General features: G+C 71.2%; 19 protein-coding genes. 12 read left to right on the top strand and 7 right to left on the bottom strand.

From position 1 onward, the window contains the following. Nucleotides 1-5: 5 nt before the first annotated feature. The 3 genes from QWY28_RS14620 to QWY28_RS14610 form a co-directional block, all read right to left on the bottom strand. Nucleotides 6-575, bottom strand: a complete 570-nt coding sequence (locus tag QWY28_RS14620; protein WP_300953295.1) for a PepSY domain-containing protein — start codon at nucleotides 573-575, stop codon at nucleotides 6-8. A gap of 88 nt (nucleotides 576-663) precedes the next feature. Then, entirely contained in the window at nucleotides 664-2,055 is a 1,392-nt protein-coding gene (locus tag QWY28_RS14615) for a sensor histidine kinase (RefSeq protein WP_300953294.1), read from the bottom strand. Next, on the bottom strand, nucleotides 2,048-2,725 hold the full coding sequence (locus QWY28_RS14610) for a response regulator transcription factor (protein WP_300953293.1): 678 nt from the start codon (nucleotides 2,723-2,725) through the stop codon (nucleotides 2,048-2,050). Before QWY28_RS14610 ends, QWY28_RS14615 begins: the two co-directional genes overlap by 8 nt. 95 nt (nucleotides 2,726-2,820) lie before the next feature. On the opposite strand from QWY28_RS14610, the gene QWY28_RS14605 reads away from it, so the two are divergent. Next, nucleotides 2,821-3,867, top strand: a complete 1,047-nt coding sequence (locus QWY28_RS14605) for an AbrB family transcriptional regulator (RefSeq protein WP_300953292.1) — start codon at nucleotides 2,821-2,823, stop codon at nucleotides 3,865-3,867. 4 nt (nucleotides 3,868-3,871) lie between these two features. Here the strand turns inward: QWY28_RS14605 and QWY28_RS14600 are convergent, their stop codons facing one another. The 4 genes from QWY28_RS14600 to QWY28_RS14585 all read right to left on the bottom strand — a co-directional run bounded on the left by QWY28_RS14600 (nucleotide 3,872) and on the right by QWY28_RS14585 (nucleotide 7,742). Further along, entirely contained in the window at nucleotides 3,872-5,209 is a 1,338-nt protein-coding gene (locus tag QWY28_RS14600; RefSeq protein WP_300953291.1) for a hypothetical protein, read from the bottom strand. A 1-nt stretch (nucleotide 5,210) separates the two neighbouring features. Continuing rightward, nucleotides 5,211-6,326, bottom strand: a complete 1,116-nt coding sequence (locus tag QWY28_RS14595) for an SPFH domain-containing protein (RefSeq protein ID WP_300953290.1) — start codon at nucleotides 6,324-6,326, stop codon at nucleotides 5,211-5,213. Between the two features lie 739 nt (nucleotides 6,327-7,065). Continuing rightward, a complete protein-coding gene (locus tag QWY28_RS14590) occupies nucleotides 7,066-7,332 on the bottom strand; it encodes a metal-sensitive transcriptional regulator (RefSeq protein ID WP_141003303.1) in 267 nt (88 codons plus the stop codon). Next, a complete protein-coding gene (locus tag QWY28_RS14585; RefSeq protein ID WP_141003304.1) occupies nucleotides 7,332-7,742 on the bottom strand; it encodes a DUF302 domain-containing protein in 411 nt (136 codons plus the stop codon). The genes QWY28_RS14590 and QWY28_RS14585 overlap by 1 nt, the downstream gene beginning before the upstream one ends. A gap of 153 nt (nucleotides 7,743-7,895) precedes the next feature. Between QWY28_RS14585 and QWY28_RS14580 the strand changes: the two genes are divergently transcribed. The 11 genes from QWY28_RS14580 (at nucleotide 7,896) to QWY28_RS14530 (ending at nucleotide 16,993) form a co-directional block, all read left to right on the top strand. Next, a complete protein-coding gene (locus QWY28_RS14580) occupies nucleotides 7,896-8,198 on the top strand; it encodes a rhodanese-like domain-containing protein (protein ID WP_141003305.1) in 303 nt (100 codons plus the stop codon). Between the two features lie 7 nt (nucleotides 8,199-8,205). Then, nucleotides 8,206-9,696: an MBL fold metallo-hydrolase gene (locus tag QWY28_RS14575; RefSeq protein WP_300953289.1), complete on the top strand. Its 1,491-nt coding sequence runs from the start codon at nucleotides 8,206-8,208 to the stop codon at nucleotides 9,694-9,696. 1 nt (nucleotide 9,697) lies between these two features. Next, a complete protein-coding gene (locus QWY28_RS14570; RefSeq protein WP_300953288.1) occupies nucleotides 9,698-10,522 on the top strand; it encodes a sulfite exporter TauE/SafE family protein in 825 nt (274 codons plus the stop codon). A 38-nt stretch (nucleotides 10,523-10,560) separates the two neighbouring features. Then, nucleotides 10,561-12,726: an MMPL family transporter gene (locus QWY28_RS14565; protein ID WP_300953287.1), complete on the top strand. Its 2,166-nt coding sequence runs from the start codon at nucleotides 10,561-10,563 to the stop codon at nucleotides 12,724-12,726. A 140-nt stretch (nucleotides 12,727-12,866) separates the two neighbouring features. Then, complete coding sequence (locus QWY28_RS14560; RefSeq protein ID WP_300953286.1) at nucleotides 12,867-13,034, top strand: DUF8730 family Cys-rich protein; 168 nt, start codon at nucleotides 12,867-12,869, stop codon at nucleotides 13,032-13,034. Next, a complete protein-coding gene (locus QWY28_RS14555; RefSeq protein ID WP_141003308.1) occupies nucleotides 13,031-13,234 on the top strand; it encodes a YgaP family membrane protein in 204 nt (67 codons plus the stop codon). The genes QWY28_RS14560 and QWY28_RS14555 overlap by 4 nt, the downstream gene beginning before the upstream one ends. Further along, complete coding sequence (locus tag QWY28_RS14550) at nucleotides 13,231-13,857, top strand: class I SAM-dependent methyltransferase (RefSeq protein WP_141003309.1); 627 nt, start codon at nucleotides 13,231-13,233, stop codon at nucleotides 13,855-13,857. Before QWY28_RS14555 ends, QWY28_RS14550 begins: the two co-directional genes overlap by 4 nt. A 287-nt stretch (nucleotides 13,858-14,144) precedes the next feature. Continuing rightward, nucleotides 14,145-14,603 (top strand): DUF6153 family protein, encoded by a 459-nt coding sequence (locus QWY28_RS14545; protein WP_300953285.1) that lies wholly within the window; start codon nucleotides 14,145-14,147, stop codon nucleotides 14,601-14,603. Between the two features lie 82 nt (nucleotides 14,604-14,685). Then, on the top strand, nucleotides 14,686-15,246 hold the full coding sequence (locus QWY28_RS14540) for a DUF305 domain-containing protein (RefSeq protein WP_141003311.1): 561 nt from the start codon (nucleotides 14,686-14,688) through the stop codon (nucleotides 15,244-15,246). A gap of 64 nt (nucleotides 15,247-15,310) precedes the next feature. Continuing rightward, nucleotides 15,311-16,147 carry a F510_1955 family glycosylhydrolase gene (locus QWY28_RS14535; protein WP_141003312.1) on the top strand — a complete coding sequence of 279 codons (837 nt, stop codon included), beginning with the start codon at nucleotides 15,311-15,313 and terminating at the stop codon, nucleotides 16,145-16,147. Nucleotides 16,148-16,162: 15 nt separating this feature from the next. Beyond that, nucleotides 16,163-16,993, top strand: a complete 831-nt coding sequence (locus QWY28_RS14530; protein ID WP_141003313.1) for a DUF3152 domain-containing protein — start codon at nucleotides 16,163-16,165, stop codon at nucleotides 16,991-16,993. Nucleotides 16,994-17,610 lie beyond the last annotated feature (617 nt).

The raw sequence follows: 17,610 nt of genomic DNA, 5'->3' as shown, positions 1-17,610 counted from the left end.
CGGCCTCAGTCGCGGGCGGTCTTGCGGATGACCTGGTGATCGGCGTCGAGCTCGACGTCCCACTCGGTGCCGTCCTCGGCGCGCACCTCGACCTCGTAGGCCTCGCCGAGGTCGTCGCCCGCCTCGACGTCGGCGACCGTGCCGCTGCCCACGGCGTCGAGCGCCGCACGCTCGGCCGCCTCGCGCTCGGCCGGCTCCAGCGCACGGTCGTCGGCGTCGGTGCCGTCAGCGTCGTCGGTGGTGTCGTCGTCGCCAGCGTCGTCGGTGGTGTCGTCGTCGGCGTCCTGGGCGACGACCGCGAGGTCCTCGTCGAGCGCGACGTCGACCTCGCCGCCGTCGGGCAGGCGGACCTCGACCTCGTACGCCTCGCCGGCGTCGTCGCTGGTCTCGACGTCGACGGCCTCGCCGCTGCCGACCGCCTCGACGGCGGCGGCCGCCACGCGGTCGCGCTGGGCGCCCTCGACGGTGCCGTCGGCGTTCGCGGTGGTGGCCCAGACGGTGCCACCGAGGCCGAGGACGGCGACGGCCGCCACGGTCGGGATCAGGACGCGCTTGCTGCGGAGCTTGGTGTTCACGGGGTTCCTCCCGGGTCGTCGTGCGGGGTGTGGTCGACACCCTCGCCCGAGGTCGCTGAACCTCCCCTGAACGCTCCTGAAGGGACGTTCAGGTACGCCGCGGGGCGGCCGGGCCGGCACTCCCGCCGGGCAGCCGGACGGTGAACCGCGCCCCGCCGAGCGGCGAGGCGGAGGCCGCCACGGTGCCGCCGTGGGCGGCGACGGTCTCGCGGACGATCGCCAGCCCGAGGCCGCTCCCCCCGGCGTCGCGCGCGCGGGCGTCGTCGAGCCGGACGAACCGCTCGAAGACCCGCTCGCGGTCCCCCTCCGCGATGCCGGCCCCGTCGTCCTCGACGACCAGCGCGACGGCGCCCGCCTGCTCGGTCACCGCCACGGCGACCCGCAAGGCGGCGTGCCGGGCGGCGTTGTCGACCAGGTTGCGGACCACCTGCGCCAGCGCGAGCGGGTCGCCCTGGACCCGGGCCGCACCGACGGCGGTCGTGTCGACGACGAGCCCCCGGCGGCGTACCCGTCGGGCCTCGGTGAGCGCCAGGTCGTCGAGGTCGACGTCGCGGTGGGTGCGCGCGAGGGCGCCCTCGTCGGCGCGGGTCAGCACGAGCAGCTGCTCGACGAGCCGCTGCATCCGTACCGACTCCTCCAGCACGGCCTCGGCCAGCTCCCCCTCGGGCAGCGCGCCGGGGTGCTCGCGCGCGACCTCGGCGGTCTGCCGGATGCTCGCCAGCGGCGAGCGCAGCTCGTGCGAGGCGTCGGCGACGAACTGCTGCTGGCGGTCGCTGGACGCCTGGAGCCGCGCCAGCATGGCGTTCATCGTCACTGCAAGCCGCCGGACCTCGTCGCGCGCGGACGGCTCGGGCACCCGGCGGTCCAGCCGGTCGCCGGTGATGCCCTCGACCTCACGACGGATCCGCTCGACCGGCGCGAGCGCCCGCCCGGCGACGAGCCAGGTGGTCGCGCCGACCAGCAGGAGGACCAGCGGCAGGCCGACGACGAGCGGGGCGACCAGCGCGTCGGTCGACTCCTCGACGTCCTCCAGCGACGCGGCGACCACGACGTCGTACGACGCGTCGCCGCCGTCCGCGTCCTCCGTCACCACGACGTACGCCGCGTCCGCGCCCGGCAGGTCCGCCTCGTCGCCGTCCGCGTCCCCGGGCAGCGCACGCGCCAGCGGCTGGGAGGCCGCGACGACCCGGCCGTCCTCGTCGAGCACCTGCCAGACGACGTCCTCGAGGTCGTCGTCCTCGACGTCGTCGCCGGCCAGGCCCGACGGGGGGACGCCCGAGGCCTCGACCTGCGCGACGAGCTCGGCGGCACGCTGCTCCGCCGTGCTCTCGACGCCGCCGCGCAGCGACCCGCGGACCAGCGCGACGAGCACGAGGGCGCCGAGGACCAGCACGACCGCGACGACGAGGACCGCCGCGGCGGTGGTCCGCAGGCGCACCGACGCGCGGCCGGCCCAGCGCCCGGCCCGCGGCTCAGCCACCGTCGCTCGCCAGCCGGTAGCCCGCGCCGCGCAGCGTCTGGATCGCCTCGCGGTCGAACGGGCGGTCGATCTTGTTGCGCAGGTGGCGCACGTAGACCTCGACGATGTTCGGGTCGCCGTCGAAGTCGACGTCCCACACCGCCTCCAGGATCTGCCGCTTGGAGACGACGTCGCCGGGGTGCCGGGCGAGGAAGGCCAGCAGCGAGAACTCCCGCGCGGTCAGCGACACCTCCACCTCGCCGCGCCACACCCGCCGGGCAGCGGGGTCGACCCGCAGGTCCCCCACCTGCAGCTCGGTCGGCCGCTCCCGGGCGCCGCGGCGCGCCACCGCACGGAGCCGGGCCACCAGCACGGGGAAGGAGAACGGCTTGGTGAGGTAGTCGTCCGCCCCCGTGTCGAGCCCCTCGACCTGGTCCCACTCGCCGTCCTTGGCGGTGAGCATGAGGATCGGCGTCCAGTCCTGCTCGGCGCGCAGCGTCGCGCAGACGCGGTAGCCGTTGATCCCCGGCAGCATCAGGTCCAGCACGATCGCGTCGTAGGTGTTCTCCCGCGCCAGCCAGAGGCCGTCGGTCCCGTCGTGCGCGACGTCGACCGCGAACCCCTCCGCCTCCAGCCCGACCCGCAGCGACCGCGCGAGCCGCCTCTCGTCGTCGACGACGAGCACACGCATGCGGGACCTCCGGGTGGTGGGGACGCCCATCGTCGCGCACCGTCCCTGAACCCGCGCTGAACGCCGGCCCGACCGCGCGGTCTACCGTGTGGTGCGTGCGCCGCTGGCTCCTCGTGCTGGGCCTGGTGGCCGTCGCGTCCGCGGTCCTCTCCCTCGCCCGCCTCCCCACCCCGTTGCTGTTCGGCGGGCTCCTCGGGGCCCTGGTGTACGCCGTGGGGCGACCGGCGCAGCCACTCCAGCTCCCCGCCGGCTGGTTCGTCCTCGGCCAGGCGGTGGTCGGCGTGCTGGTCGGCGCCTCCGTCGACTGGGGCAGCCTGCGGGCGCTCGGCGCGAGCTGGTTCGTCGTCGTCGCGGTGTCCTGCTTCTCGCTGGTCGTCTCGGTGCTCCTCGGCCAGCTGCTGGTCCGGCACGGCGTCTCCCGGGTGACCGCGACGTTCTCCTCGATCGCCGGCGGGGCCGCCGGGCTGACCGCCGTCGCCGACGAGCTCGGGGCCGACGCCCGGGTGGTCGCGTCGCTGCAGTACCTGCGCCTGCTCGTCGTGCTCGTGACCCTGCCGGTCGTGGCGACGACCGTCTACGGCGCCGGCGACGAGGCCGATCCGCTCGAGGTGGCGACGCACTCCCTGCTCGCGGACGCCTCCTTCGCGGCGCTCGCCGTCGTGGTCGGGCTCCTCGGCGGCCGCCTCCTCCGGCTGCCGACGCCCGCCATCATCGGCCCGCTGCTCGCCGCCGCCCTGCTCACGCTCGTGCCGGCCTTCGACGACGCGCGCGTGCCCTGGCTGGTCGCCTCGATCGGGTACGCCGTGATCGGCATCCAGGTCGGGCTGAGGTTCACCGTCGAGAGCCTGCGCCGGGTCGGCCGGATGCTGCCGACCGCGTTCGTCGTCATCGCCACCACGCTGCTCGCCTGCGCGGGGCTCGGCTGGGTCCTCGTGTGGACGACCGACGTCTCCGCGCTCGACGCCTACCTCGCCACCAACCCCGGCGGCGTCTACGCCGTGCTCGGCATCTCCGCCGCCACCGGCGGCGACGTCACGTTCGTGGCGGCTGCCCAGATCGTCCGGGTGCTCATCGTGCTCGGCAGCGCGCCGTTCGTCGCGGCGTACCTGCGTCGCGCGGCCGCCGGCGGCCCCGAGGCCTGAGGGCTCAGCCGGGAGCCGGGCCTCCCGACGGCAGCAGCCCGACGAGGCCGGTGAGGCCCGCGGGGAGGGTGCCCACGCCCGTGTCGGTCGTGGAGCCTGCCTGCCCCTGCAGCACGAGCAGCACCACGACCGCGACGAGCACGAGCGCGGCGAGGACGGCGGCGGTGATCTTGACCGCGGACCACGGCCGGTCGCCGGTGACCTCGCCGGTGTTCGCGTTGACCATGACCTGCCACTGCTTGCCGCCGTGGGTGTACGTCGCCAGCCACAACGGCAGCAGCACCAGCTTGAACATCACCCGGGCGTAGGTCGTGTCGACCGCCGAGACCCGCTGCTCGTCGCCGCCGATGTCGCTGCGGACGTCCCTGTCGATGACGGCCGCCATCTCCGTGCGGGCCGCCTGCGCCCCGTCGGGCGGGTCGACGTCGTAGCGCAGCGCGGAGTACCCCGCGAGGTACTGCGGCTGGTAGGCCACCGCCGTCTCCAGCCGCCAGGGGCCCATCTCGTCCAGGCGCTCGCTGTCCAGCCGGGCGGTCGCCCGCACGAGCACGTCGTCGAAGTCCCGCGCGACCTGGCCGGACGCAGGCGTCCAGCGGGTCCGGCGCTCCTGGTAGGTCTCCGTGCGGGTCCCGCCCTTGCCGTCGGAGACCGTGCGGGTGCGCGTGACGTAGTAGTAGTCGCCGCGCTCGCCGCTGTAGCGGCTGCTGGTCCGGGCGTCGAAGGTCCAGTGCGGCACGTAGGTGCCCTTGAGCGACTGCGCCGTCCCGACCTTCTTCAGCGAGCTCGGCGCGAACCAGCGCGAGGTCACCCACGTCTTGAACTCCGCCTGTGCACCGTCCTGGCCGATCGCGAACGGCACGACCGCCTCGGGCGCGACCAGCCCGTCGGGCGCCGACAGCACCACGAGGTGGCCGGTGCAGAACTGGCACGTCTCGGCCAGGTCGATGGTCTCGACCTGCGCGCCGCAGCCCTCGCAGCGCAGCACCTGCCCGCCGAGCAGGCCCACCCGGACCTCGGCGTTCGCGGCGATCCACGCGTCGAAGGAGTGCTCGTCGACGGTGGTGTCCTCGCCGGCCTCGATCGGGCGCGAGGCCCCGCACGAGCCGCACGTCACGGTCGTCGTCCCCGGGGCGTAGGTCACCTGCGAGCCGCACGAGCGGCACGAGGCGAACAGCACCGCCGCCGGGCCGGCCGAGGTGGCGGTCCCCGGTGCGGGCTCGGCCACCGGGTCCGGCCCCGCCACGGGGTCGGGTGCGGTCTCGGTCCCCGCGAGCGTCTGCGGGGGCAGCGGCGGGGGCGCGCCGGCGCCCGCCTGCGGGAGCGGCGGCGGCGTGGTCGTCATCTCAGGCCTGCGGCGGGAGCGGCGGCGGGGTCGCGGCGAAGAGGTGCGCGAGATCGGGGACCTCGCCGGCGGGCTGCCACGCGGCCATCCCGTCGCGCCACACCAGCGTGTCCGCGCCCATCCGGCCCGCGCCGACCTTCTCCGGCAGGCTCGCCGCCGCGAAGGGGCCGGCCTGCTGGCCGTCGAGGGCGACGTACCACTGCGTCCCCGGCAGCGGCGGCGGCGCCCCACCGACCGCGGGGGCCTGCGCGGCCCCCGCCGCGGCTCCCTGGGCGGCGCCCGCGGCGGTCTGGCCGAGTCCCATGCCGATGACCATGCCGGCCCCGGAGCCCGCGGCGCCCGGGTTGTTCGCAGCGGCCTCGAGGGCGTTCGCGGCCTGGAACTGGGTGTAGGCGCCGAGGTTGCCGACGATGCCCATCTGGGTGCGCTTGTCGAGCGCCTCCTCGACCTCGGGCGGCACCGAGATGTTCTCGATGACGAACCGCGGCAGCGCGATGCCGTACGTCGCCAGGCTGGCCGACAGCGTCCCGACCAGCTTCTGGGAGATCTCGCCCTGGTTGGCGGCGAGGTCGAGCATCGGGATGCCGGCCCCGGCGAGCGCGGTGGTGACCGCCTCGACGATCACCTGACGCAGGAACTCCTCCACCTCCCCCGTCACGAACTCCGGGTCCGTGCCCACCAGCTGCCGCAGCAGGGTGGCGGGGTCGGTGACGCGCAGCGCGTAGGTGCCGAACGCGCGGAGCCGGACGATGCCGAACTCCGCGTCGCGGACGGTGAAGGGGTTCTGCGTGCCCCACTTCATGTCGGTGTACTGCCGGGTCCCGACGAAGTAGACCTCCGCCTTGAACGGCGAGTTGAACCCGTACTTCCAGCCCTTGAGCGTGCTGAGGATCGGGATGTTCTCGGTGGTCAGCTCGTAGGTGCCGGGGGTGAAGACGTCGGCGATCTGCCCCTCGTCGACGAAGACCGCCACCTGGCCCTCGCGGACGACCAGCTGGGCGCCCATCTTGATCTCGTTCCCCTGGCGCGGGAACCGCCACACGATCGTGTCCCGGGTGTCGTCGAGGAACTCGACGATGTCGATGAACTGCCCGCGGACCTTGTCCATGAAGCCCATGTGCCGAGCACCCTCCTGTGGTCGGTACGCCGCGGGCGCGCCCAGCAGGCGTCGCGCAGCGTGGTGCTCGGGATGCTACGGCGCATCCGGCCCGCCGGTCGGGAATCGGCGAAGACCCCTCGCCCGGCCCGGTCCGGGGCACGGCGCCCCGCGGGGACGCCCCGCAATGGCAAGTGGCCCGTGATCTGCGTTTCCGCAGATCACGGGCCACTCTCTGGGTAGCGGGGGCAGGATTTGAACCTGCGACCTCTGGACATCCAGCGCGAGCGGACGCCAGTTGGCCAGCGTTTGCTGGCCTATGAGCATTCGTGCGCTGACCTGCGCGAACGCTGATGAGGACAGTCGTGTCGGGCTGGTACTTCTTGTTCGGATGTGACCTCGAAGGGCCATTCTTGCTGTGGTTTCCGGGGCCTAAACGCGGCACGGTTCGAATCTCAGTTCCTTTGCGTGCCGCCCTCGGCCTCTTCTTCGAACTCGACGGCGGCCTCGTCGAAACCCAGCTGCGGCGAGGCCTTCTACGCCGGTACGCTTGCGAGAGATGGGTTCGCTGGTGATCGCCCTACTGATGGAAGACGAAGTTGCGGTTAGCGAAGGCGAGCGGCCCACGCGGCGCCGTCCGGCGCCAGATGCCGGGCGGGGCCCGGTTCGCGACCTCGCCCAGGTTCATCATGAGCGAGTCACTGCCTCCTGGAGCGGAGCGTCGGCGAGACGTCTGGTCCTTCAGTGACCGGCGCGGCGGTCAGGCAAGAGCGAGGAACAGCTTCTCCATCTTCTTGACGTCAACACCGTCGAGCCCTTCGTCGCTTTCGACCAAGCACTGCTGCAGTCCGGTGGCCACGATGGCGTAACCGGCGCGGGCGAGGGCCTTGTTGACGGCGGCGAGCTGGGTGAGTACGGACTCGCAGTCCGAGCCCTCCTCCATCATCCGGATGACGCTGGCGAGGTGGCCGTTGGCGCGCTTCATGCGGGTGATGATCGCTTTGATCTCGGTGGGTTCGAGGTCCATCAGTTGCTCTCCAATGCGGCCAGGGCCGCGGTCAGCCGCTGTCGTGCGTCGGTCGCGACTGTGCGCAGTGTGTCGCCGGCCTGGCCCTGGCCGGCGAGGGACATCATGGCGTCGGGATCGAAGGCCTCGACGACGGTGGTGGTGTCGTCCACGGCTCGGACGACGACGTTGCAAGGCAGCAGCGCGGCGATCGACGGGTCGGCCTCGAGCGCCTGGTGGGCCAGCTGCGGCCGGCAAGCGCCCAAGATGACCTGCGGAGTGACGTCGACGTCGAGCTTCGCCTTCAGCGTCGCCTTGAGGTCGATCTCAGTGAGGATGCCGAATCCGGCGGCCGAGAGCTCGGCACGCACCGCCTCGACGGTTTCGTCATAGGGGCGGCGCACCGTGGCTTCGAGCGTGTACTTCGTCATGGGTCATTTCCTCCCGGGTACCGATCACGAGGCCCGTGGCTGGCCTGCACTCACAACCATACAACCCCCCTGGGGGATGTGTTAGTGTTCGGGGACATAACCCCCCGGGGGGTTGTGTTGTGAGGTTCGACGAGCCAGCAAAGGAGTCCTTCCATGCGCGAGACCACTGTCGATCAGCTCGCTGCGGCGCTCGATCAGGGCGCAGCCGTGGTTGACGTCCGTGAGCCCGCGGAGTTCCGCGAGGGCCACGTGCCGGGTGCGACCAACATCCCGATGGGTCAGCTGACCGCCCGACTGGGAGAGATTGACCGGGACCGTCCGGTGCACGTGGTGTGCGCCTCGGGCAATCGCAGCAGCGCGATGGTCGACGTCCTGACCGCGAACGACTTCGACGCGATCAACGTCGCCGGTGGCACCAGCGCTTGGATCCGCTCCGGGCGACCGATCGAGAAGTGAGGCGAATATGACTGACGAGACCACCACCGAGACACCCGCACCGGCCTCGGCGACCGAGGAGGCCCAGCAGCGGCCGGCCGAAGGACTGACCGTCCGCACCCTCGAGACCTCATCGCTCGGGGACCGCACCTACGTGGTCCACGACGGCGAGGCCGCCCTGGTGATTGACCCTCAGCGCGACATCGACCGGGTGCTGGAGGTGCTCGAGGCCGACGGCGTCCGACTGACCCACGTCTTCGAGACCCACATCCACAACGACTACGTCACCGGTGGCCTGGCGCTCGCGCAGGCAACCGGAGCGGCATACCTGGTCAACGGCGAGGACGAGGTGTCCTTCGACCGCACCCCGATCGCCGACGGCGAGGTCGTCGAGGTGGGCGACCGTATGCGCGTCCGTGCGATCGCCACCCCCGGTCACACCTTCACCCACCTGTCCTACGCGCTCTCTGTCGACGGGCCTGACGGCGAGGAGCCGTACGCCGTGTTCACCGGCGGCTCGCTGCTCTACGGCGCCACCGGTCGACCTGACCTGCTCGGCGAGGAGCACACCGATGCCCTGGTGCGTCACCAGCACGCATCGGCGCACAAGCTCGCCGAGCAACTGCCCGACGAGGCCGAGGTCTATCCGACCCACGGGTTCGGGTCGTTCTGCTCGGCCACCCAGTCCGACGTCACCGCCTCCACGATCGGCGACGAGAAACGCTCGAACCCGGTCCTGACCCAGGACGAGGAGACCTACGTCCGCGAGTTGCTGGACGGCCTCGGTGCCTGGCCGGCGTACTACGTGCACATGGGACCCGCCAACGCCGCCGGTCCCTCCGCGCCCGACCTCTCCCCGGTGCAGGAGGCCGACGCGACCGAGCTGCGGCGCCGGATCGACGCGGGTGAGTGGGTGGTGGACCTGCGCAACCGCAAGGCCTTCGCCGCCGGGCACGCCCCCGGAACCTTCAACTTCGGACTCGACGGTGCCTTCTCGACCTACCTGGGCTGGCTGATCGAGTGGGGCACCCCCGTGACTCTGCTCGGCGAGACCGCCGAGGACGTGGCCACCGCCCAGCGTGAGCTGGTCCGGATCGGCATCGACCGGCCCGCATCCCAGGCCACCGGCGGTCCGCAGGACTGGACCGACGGTGAGCTCGGAAGCTTTCCCACCGCCACCTTCGCCGACCTGGCGCAGGTGCGCCATCACCGCGACGTCGTCGTGCTCGACGTGCGCCGCGCTGACGAGTACGAGGGCGCAGCGATCGCCGGGGCGGTCAACATCCCGATCCACGAGCTGCCCCGCCGCGTCGGCGAGGTGCCGACCGGTGAGGTGTGGGTGCACTGCGCCAGCGGCTACCGCGCCTCGGTCGCCGCCTCGTTCGTCGCCGCCGCCGGCCGCACCCCGGTCGCGGTCGACGACTCCTTCGAGAACGCCGAGAAGGTCGGCCTACACCTGGTGAGCCCCGAAGGCGACTCCTCTGACACCACCCACGGCGCCGACGGGCCCGACGCCTGATATGACACTGCTCCTCGCCGTCGCCGCCGGCGCGCTCATCGGCCTGTCCCTTGGAGCACTCGGCGGCGGCGGCTCGATCCTGGCCGTGCCGGTGCTGGTGTACCTGCTCGATCAGTCCGCCTCCCAGGCGACGACCGGGTCGCTGGTGGTCGTCGGCGTCACCTCCCTGATCGGGGCGATCGCCGCACACCGCGCCGGCAACGTGCTGCTCGGCCACGGCCTGGTCTTCGGCCTGGTCGCGATCGGCGGGGCGGTGGCGGGAGCGGAGGCGTCCATCCGGGTCCCCGAGGACATCCTGTTGGCCGCCTTCGCCGCCTTGATGCTGCTGGTCGGCGGGATGCTGGCCTGGCGCCAGCTACGCCACCGTCGCGTAGACGACCCTCGGCACGTCGCGCGGCCCACCCTGGACGACCCGATCATCACGTTCAGCCCGACCTTCGCCTGCCAGTGCCCCCGGGCCCTCAAGGTGCTGCTGACCGCGACCGTCGTCGGGGCACTGACCGGCTTCCTGGGCGTGGGCGGCGGCTTCCTCGTCGTTCCCGCCCTCCTGCTCGCCCTCGCGCTGCCGATGGAGTACGCCGCCGGTACCTCACTGGTTGTCATCACCATCACCAGCGCCGCAGCGCTCGCTGTCCGAGCTGGCTCCGGCGCCGCACCGGACTGGACGTCCGTCGCCGCGCTCACCGCAACGTCAGCGGCAGCAGCCGTCGCAGGGGCACGCCTCGCCGGCCGTGTCGGCACCAACCGCCTCCAGGCCGCCTTCGCCGTCCTGGTCCTCGGCGTCGCCGTCTACACGGCAGCCCGCGCGGTCCCCGCCCTTCTCTGATCACACCCACCGCTCAACCCTCATCGAACGGAACATCCATGAGCACCACCACCGCCCCGTCGAAGGGCGCCTCCCCCGACTTCACCCCCGGCTTCCGCCCCGGCCCCCTCGGCCGCCTCGGCCTCTGGGTGACCAACCACGCCAAGCTCGTCACCGGCGTCTGGCTGCTGCTCATCGTCGGCCTGGGCGCCTTCGCCCCCCAGGTCGAGCACAACCTGTCCGGCGCCGGCTGGCAGGCCGACGGATCCGAGTCCGTCGCCGCACGCGAGCTCGCCCAGAAGAGCTTCGGCGGCAACGCCTCCTCGGCCATCCAGGTCGTCGTGCACTCCACCGACGGACCCGTCACCGAGGGCCCCGGCGCCGAGGTCCTCGCCCAGGTCACCCGGATGCTCGAAGCCGAACCACGCATCGCTGAGGTGATCGCGCCGATGCCCGGCGCGACCATCAGCCAGGACGGCAGCACCGCGATCATCCTCGCGGGCGCGGGTGCCGACACCAACGAGATGGTCCGGGTCGCCACCGACCTCAAGGGCGACCTCCAGGACCTTTCCGTCGAGGGCATCCAGGTCAACCCGACCGGCTCCTCGCTGCTCTGGTCAGACTTCAACGAGGCCAACCTCGAAGCCATGCTGAAGTCCGAGATGCTCTCCTGGCCCGTCACCATGGCGATCCTGGTGCTCGCCTTCGGCGCCCTGGTCGCCGCAGGCCTCCCCCTGATCCTGACCCTCGCCGGCCTCGTCGCCTCCGCCGGCTCCCTGGTCCTCATCAATGAGCTCGTCCCGGTCTCCATCTGGGCCATGAACTTCGCGATGATGTTCGCCCTCGCGCTCGGCATCGACTACGCGCTCTTCCTCGTCGTCCGCTACCGCGCATCCCGCATGGGCTCGGGCAACTCCGCCAAGCAGGCCATCGCCGAGACCATGGACACCGCCGGCAAGGCCGTCCTGCTCTCCGGCGCCACCGTCCTGATCTCGCTGTCGGCCGTGATGCTCGTGCCCTCGCCCTCGTTCCGCTCGATGGCCGGCGGGATCATGCTCTCGGTCGTCTTCGTCCTGGCCGCCACACTCACCCTGCTGCCGCTGGTGCTGTTCAAGCTCGACCACAAAATCAACAAGCTGTCCCTGCCCTGGGTCAAGACCGGGGAGCACCGCTCCCCGAAGTTCGCCGCGTGGGGCGAGCGACTCTGGAAGCGCCCCGTCGTCTGGGGCCTGGGCGCGCTCATCGTGCTGCTCGCGCTCGCCGCACCGGTCATCGGCCTCAAGACCGCCATGCCCTCCATCAAGGTCCTGCCCGAGGACGCCAGCGCCCGGATCGGCTACGACCTAGTGCAGGAGTCGTTCGGTGAAGGTGCACCCGGCACGCTGCAGATCGTGATGAAGGCCTCCGACGCCGAGGCCGCGAGCACCGTGCTTTCCTCCGACTCCGGCATCGCCGGAGCGATGCCGGCCATGCCGGCAGCCGACGACAGCGGGCTGGTCCTCATCCAGGCCGTGCCGACCGTCGACCCATCCGACCCCGCCCTCGGCGACACCGTCGACCGGCTGCGCGCCGACCTGCCGCCGAGCGCCCTAGTCGGAGGCGCGGCGGTGGAGAACCTCGACCTCAAGGCCCAGCTCGACGAATCCACGCCGCTCGTGATCGGGGTCGTGCTCGTGCTCGGGTTCCTGCTGTTGCTGGTGGCGCTCCAGGCGCCGCTGATCTCGTTGCTCGGCACGCTGGCCAGCCTGCTGTCGACGGCTGCGGCGTTTGGCGTGGCCCGCCTGATCTTCCAGGAAGGCATCGGCGCTGACTTCTTCGGCTTCGAGAGTCAGGGCTTCCTCGACGCGTGGGCTCCGGTGTTCTTCTTCGCCATGATCTTCGCGATCGCCATGGACTACACGGTCTTCCTACTCGCGTCGGCCAAGGAGCACTACGAGCACTCGGGCGACCCGAAGGACGCGATGGTCGGCTCGCTGGCCCACTCCGGACGGGTCATTTTCGCCGCCGGCGCGGTCATGGTCGCGGTGTTCTTCACCTTCGCGCTGTCCGGTCCGCTGCCCCCCAAGGAGATGGGCATCGTGCTGGGCGTCGCTGTGCTGCTCGACGCGTTCCTCGTGCGGCTCGTGCTGTTGCCGGTCATGCTGCGTCTCACCGGCAAGGCGGCCTGGTGGTCGCCGGCCTGGCTGCGCCGCGTGTTGCCGACCATCACGTTCTCGCACGGCTGAGCGCCCCTCGACCGCCACGGCGTGCCCCCTGCGCCGCGGCACGTGGTCCGGGCGCGCGACCCCCACGGGTGTCCGGACCACACCTCCCCTCCCAGCCTCACCTCTCCCGCACCATCACCTCGAACCAAAGGAGCTCCACCATGTGCCGAGCAGTCACTTGTAAGAAGTGTGGCAAGACCACCTGGGCCGGCTGCGGCCAGCACGTCGACCAGGTCCTCGCCCGCGTCCCGCGCGCCGACCGGTGCGCCGGCCACCCCCGCGAGGCCGGAACCGGGTTCTTCAGCCGCTTCTTCGGAGGGAAGGCATGAACCTCGACCGCGCCGTTCTCCTCCTCGCCGGCACCCTGACCGTTCTCAGCGCCTTGCTGGTGGCCCTCGTATCACCGTGGTGGTGGCTGCTGACCGCCTTCGTCGGGCTCAATCTGCTCCAGTCGAGCATCACTGGCTTCTGTCCCGCGGCCGTCATCTTCCGCCGCCTCGGCGTCAGCAACGGGTGCGCCTTCCGATGAGCGACGAGCGCGCTGATCACTGGGATGCCGTTTTCGCCTCGCGCGACCTCGACTCGGTGTCATGGTTCGAGGAGATGCCCACCCACTCTGCGGAGCTGCTGCGCGCGCAGCCCGGCTCGGTGATCGATATCGGGGCTGGCGCGTCCCGGCTTCCCGGCGCGCTCCTCGCCGACGGCCGCGACGACATCACCCTGCTCGACATCTCTCAGGAGGCGCTCGCAGTGACTCGCGAGCGTCTCGGGCCCGGGGAAGACCGGGTCGCCTACATCGTCAGCGACGTCCTCTGCTGGGAACCCTCCCGCACCTACGACGTGTGGCACGACCGCGCCGTGTTCCACTTCCTCACAGCTCCGGCCGACCAGGCGGCGTACGTCGATCGGGCCGCCCTAGCCCTGTCCGCTGGTGGCCTCCTTGTCCTGGCCACCTTCGGCCCCGACGGGCCCACGTCCTGCTCGGGCCTGCCGACGGCCCGCTTCTCCTCCGACGACATCGCCGCTCTGTTCGCGCCCGCTTTCGACCTCACTCATGCGGAAACGCGGACTCACCTCACTCCAGGCGGCGCCGGGCAGCAGTTCACCTGGGTCACAGCGCGGCGCGCCGATTGTTCCCACGGACCCCCGTGACCGGTCATGGAGGAATGGGACCCCGAACGAGCCGTGCCCGAGTTCATGACAATGCCCAGTTGTTCGTCGCCTGAGCGAGATCGAGGCACTTCACCTTCGGTGGGATCTTCGACTCTCGCACGAGCGGCCATCGTCGGTGGGTTCTGCCCCAGTGGCAGGGTCTGCTGCACAAACTGGTGACTTGGGCTAAGCCGCCTGCCGGGCCAGGAGGTCCTCATCCAGATCGTCGCGTCGACGGCTCGTGCGCGGCTGGCCTACTGCGAACCGGCGCTGCGTAGGATTGAACAATGCGGGATGTCCGAACTGCGATCCCGGCATCGGGCGCGCGCCTTGCGCTCGTCGCCGTGGCCGTGGCCCTGTTCGGCCTGATGTCGATGCACGGCTGGGGCTCCCACACCGGCGCACACTTCGTGGCGACCCCGGGTCCGAGCGACATGACGGCCGCCACTCACGATCGATCCCACGGCCACACCCCCGTCACCGGCGACGACACTCTCGCCACGGGGGCGTCGAGCCAGCTGACCTCCGGCCACCCGACCCCAGCCCCGGACGGCAACGGAGGCGGCGGGCTGCTCGAGCTCTGCCTGGCGATTCTCGCCGGGATCCTTCTCGGCGTCGCACTGCTGCTGGGCCGACGCCGCATCCGCCTTGCTCGGGGCACGCTGCAGGGATGGTCACTTCCGGTGTTCATCGGGCGGGACCGTGACCCGCCCGACCTGCGCAGACTCTGCGTGATCCGCTGCTGACAGGCACTCGCCACGGGACACCCCACCGGGTGACTCGGACGTTCGCATGCCCAGACACCGATCACACAGATGGAGAACACCCATGCGCAAGACCCTCACCGCCGCCATCGTCGCGGCCAGTTTGCTCACCCTCGCGGCGTGCGGCAACGAAGACGGCAGCGACTCCGCAGCCGGGCACAACGACGCCGACGTCGCGTTCGCGCAGCAGATGATCCCCCACCACCAGCAGGCCGTCGAGATGGCCCAGCTCGCCGAGACCCGTGCCGAGAGCCCCGAGGTCAAGGACCTGGCCGCCGACATCGAGGCGGCGCAGGACCCCGAGATCGAGACCATGACCGGGTGGCTGGACTCCTGGGGCGAAGAGGTGCCCGGAGATGGCGGACACGGCGGACACGACATGTCGTCGGATGACATGGCCGGGATGATGTCCGAGGAGGAGATGGCTGACCTCGAGGGCTCCTCGGGATCCGGATTCGACCAGATGTTCCTCACCATGATGATCGAGCACCACGAGGGCGCGATCGAGATGGCGCAGACCGAGCAGACCGAGGGTGAGTTCCCCGACGCCCTCGCGCTGGCCGGGGAGATCGAGAGCGCCCAGACCGAGGAGATCCAGACGATGCAGGAGCTGCTGAAGCCCTGACGTCGTCTCGGTGTCGGGCAGGCACGCCCGCCTGCCCGACACCCCTCACATCGGAGTTCTCGCCATGAACCGAACCAGCCTCGTCACCGCGACCCTTGCGCTCACTACGACCCTTCTCGGAGTCGGGTGCAGCAAGGGAACCCCGTCCGCAAGCCCCTCCGCCGACGACACCGAGGTCGGCCACATCCACGGGCTCGGCATCGATCCTGCCGACGACACCCTCTACGTCGCCACCCACTTCGGGCTGTTCCACGTCAAGGACGACCAAGAGCCCAGCCGGGTCGCGGACCGATTTCAGGACACCATGGCCTTCACCGTGGTCGGACCGGGCAACTTCCTGGGCAGCGGCCACCCGGACCTCCGCGAGGACCTGCCCAGCCACCTCGGCCTCATCGAGTCCACCGATGCCGGCCAGACCTGGAAGCCGGTCGCCCTCCAGGGCGAGGCGGACTTCCACATCCTCGAGCCGGCCGGCGACGTGCTCTACGCCTACGACGCCACCTCCGGTCGCCTGCTGCGCACCGAGGACCGAGGAACCTTCGAGGCGGTGCTGACCGCCCCACTGCTCAGCGTCGCAGCCACCGAGACCCAGGACCAGCTGATCGCGACCACCGACCAAGCACAGCTCATCACCATCAACCCTGAGACCGGCGAGACGCGCAAGCTCGGCGGGCCGACCACCACCTACCTCGACACCGCACCCGACGGCACCTTGGCCGGAATCGCCCCGGACGGGACCGTCCGCATCAGCACCGATGACGGACAAAGTTGGACGGAGGCCGGCTCGATCGATGGGCAGCCGGCCGCCTTCACGATCAGCGAGCAGGGTTGGTACGCCGCCACCGAGACCACCGTGTTCCGGTCCACCGATGCCGGCGCGACCTGGGCGCGAGTGCTCTGACCCGGGGCTACAACGATGAGCAAACACAGAGAACCGCCGCGCTACAGCGGCGCCCATCGCGCACCCAGGCGACGGGCCCCGGCCTGGCTCGCCGGGCTGGCGGTCCTCCTGACCGCCTCCGCGGTCGCGGTGCCCGCCCTGCTCCTCGCGCAGGACCTCCCGAACCTCGACGACGCTGATCGAAATGCCGCCGTCTCACCGCCATCCACCGCCGCGGCTCCTTCCCCGCCACGGGCGAGCGGGCAGCCGAACGGCGAGGTAGCGGTCGGCCGACACCGAAGCCCAGCACCCGCCAGGCGCACTCCCCCCACCCCACGAGTTCCAGAACAGGGACCCGGCATCTTCCGGGTCGCGGCTGCGACAGCCACCTCCACCGAGGAGGCCACCACCTACCGGGTCGAGGTCGAGGACGGGCTACCCTTCCCGGCTTCGCAGGTCGCCCAGTTCATCGAAGAGACGTTGACCGACCGGCGCGGCTGGGCCGCCCGCCATCGACTCGTCCGCGTCGACGACCACGCCGACCTACGCATCGTCCTGGCAACCCCCGAGACGGTGGACGAGCTGTGCGCTCCACTCGACACCGGCGGCCGGCTGTCTTGCCGCAACGGCGACAACGTGGTGATCAACGCCTGGAGGTGGCAGTTCGGCGCGGAGAGCTACCCAGGCGACCTGGCAGGGTATCGGCGCTACGTCGTCAACCACGAGACCGGCCACGCGCTCGGCTATGCCCACGTCGGCTGCCCCGGGTCCGGAGAGTTGGCGCCGGTCATGCTGCAACAGACCAAGGGCCTGGAGGGCTGCGAGCCGAACCCGTGGCCCGCCCGGGTGGACCTCGTGGTCCACTGACCGACGCGCGAGCACGCCCTTGGGTCGCCGCACGAGTCGATGGATGGCGAGCTCGCCGATTCCGCGTACTGCGCGGCTGATGTGCCCTTGGTTCTTCGGACTCGCTAGTAGCAAGAAGTCCAGATGAGCACCAATGCGGGCTCGGGTGGACTGTGCCAGCGAGGCTCCCCGCCTTGCGCGCAGAGGTTTTTGGGACACAAAGCGCGGCATAAGCAGAAATGGCTCAAGACCCCAAGTGGCCCGCGACCTGCGTTTCCGCAGGTCACAGGCCACTTATCTTGTAGCGGGGGCAGGATTTGAACCTGCGACCTCTGGGGCATCCGGCGCGAGCGGGCGTCGTTGGCCCAGCCCTTGCTGCCCTTTGAGTATTCGAGCGCTGACCTGCGCGAACACCGCTCGCGACGGTGACGCTACCCCGCAGCTCTTGCTGGTCTGTGACCCGACGAGGCGACTCTTGCTGTGGTTTTCGGTGCCTAAGCGCGACACGACTCGAATCGGTCAAGTCCCGTGGAGTGGTGTAGCGCTGCGATCTCCTTCGTGATGGGTCAGGCGGTCAGCGCGGGCAGTTGATCAGCTCCGATCTCGGTGTTGGTGTCGGGGACGAGGTTGACGCGGCA

Source organism: Nocardioides oceani (assembly GCF_030412965.1).
Classification (GTDB): Bacteria; Actinomycetota; Actinomycetes; order Propionibacteriales; family Nocardioidaceae; genus Nocardioides; species Nocardioides oceani.
This window is presented reverse-complemented; position numbering and strand designations above follow the sequence as displayed.

Bases quoted from the DNA above. Each gene is read 5' to 3' on its own strand.
- QWY28_RS14610 (WP_300953293.1), bottom strand. From the start codon at position 2,725: ATGCGTGTGCTCGTCGTCGACGACGAGAGGCGGCTCGCGCGGTCGCTG.
- QWY28_RS14600 (WP_300953291.1), bottom strand. From the start codon at position 5,209: ATGACGACCACGCCGCCGCCGCTCCCGCAGGCGGGCGCCGGCGCGCCC.
- QWY28_RS14595 (WP_300953290.1), bottom strand. From the start codon at position 6,326: ATGGGCTTCATGGACAAGGTCCGCGGGCAGTTCATCGACATCGTCGAG.
- QWY28_RS14590 (WP_141003303.1), bottom strand. From the start codon at position 7,332: ATGGACCTCGAACCCACCGAGATCAAAGCGATCATCACCCGCATGAAG.
- QWY28_RS14585 (WP_141003304.1), bottom strand. From the start codon at position 7,742: ATGACGAAGTACACGCTCGAAGCCACGGTGCGCCGCCCCTATGACGAA.
- QWY28_RS14580 (WP_141003305.1), top strand. From the start codon at position 7,896: ATGCGCGAGACCACTGTCGATCAGCTCGCTGCGGCGCTCGATCAGGGC.
- QWY28_RS14575 (WP_300953289.1), top strand. From the start codon at position 8,206: ATGACTGACGAGACCACCACCGAGACACCCGCACCGGCCTCGGCGACC.
- QWY28_RS14570 (WP_300953288.1), top strand. From the start codon at position 9,698: ATGACACTGCTCCTCGCCGTCGCCGCCGGCGCGCTCATCGGCCTGTCC.
- QWY28_RS14565 (WP_300953287.1), top strand. From the start codon at position 10,561: ATGAGCACCACCACCGCCCCGTCGAAGGGCGCCTCCCCCGACTTCACC.
- QWY28_RS14560 (WP_300953286.1), top strand. From the start codon at position 12,867: ATGTGCCGAGCAGTCACTTGTAAGAAGTGTGGCAAGACCACCTGGGCC.
- QWY28_RS14555 (WP_141003308.1), top strand. From the start codon at position 13,031: ATGAACCTCGACCGCGCCGTTCTCCTCCTCGCCGGCACCCTGACCGTT.
- QWY28_RS14550 (WP_141003309.1), top strand. From the start codon at position 13,231: ATGAGCGACGAGCGCGCTGATCACTGGGATGCCGTTTTCGCCTCGCGC.
- QWY28_RS14545 (WP_300953285.1), top strand. From the start codon at position 14,145: ATGCGGGATGTCCGAACTGCGATCCCGGCATCGGGCGCGCGCCTTGCG.
- QWY28_RS14540 (WP_141003311.1), top strand. From the start codon at position 14,686: ATGCGCAAGACCCTCACCGCCGCCATCGTCGCGGCCAGTTTGCTCACC.
- QWY28_RS14535 (WP_141003312.1), top strand. From the start codon at position 15,311: ATGAACCGAACCAGCCTCGTCACCGCGACCCTTGCGCTCACTACGACC.
- QWY28_RS14530 (WP_141003313.1), top strand. From the start codon at position 16,163: ATGAGCAAACACAGAGAACCGCCGCGCTACAGCGGCGCCCATCGCGCA.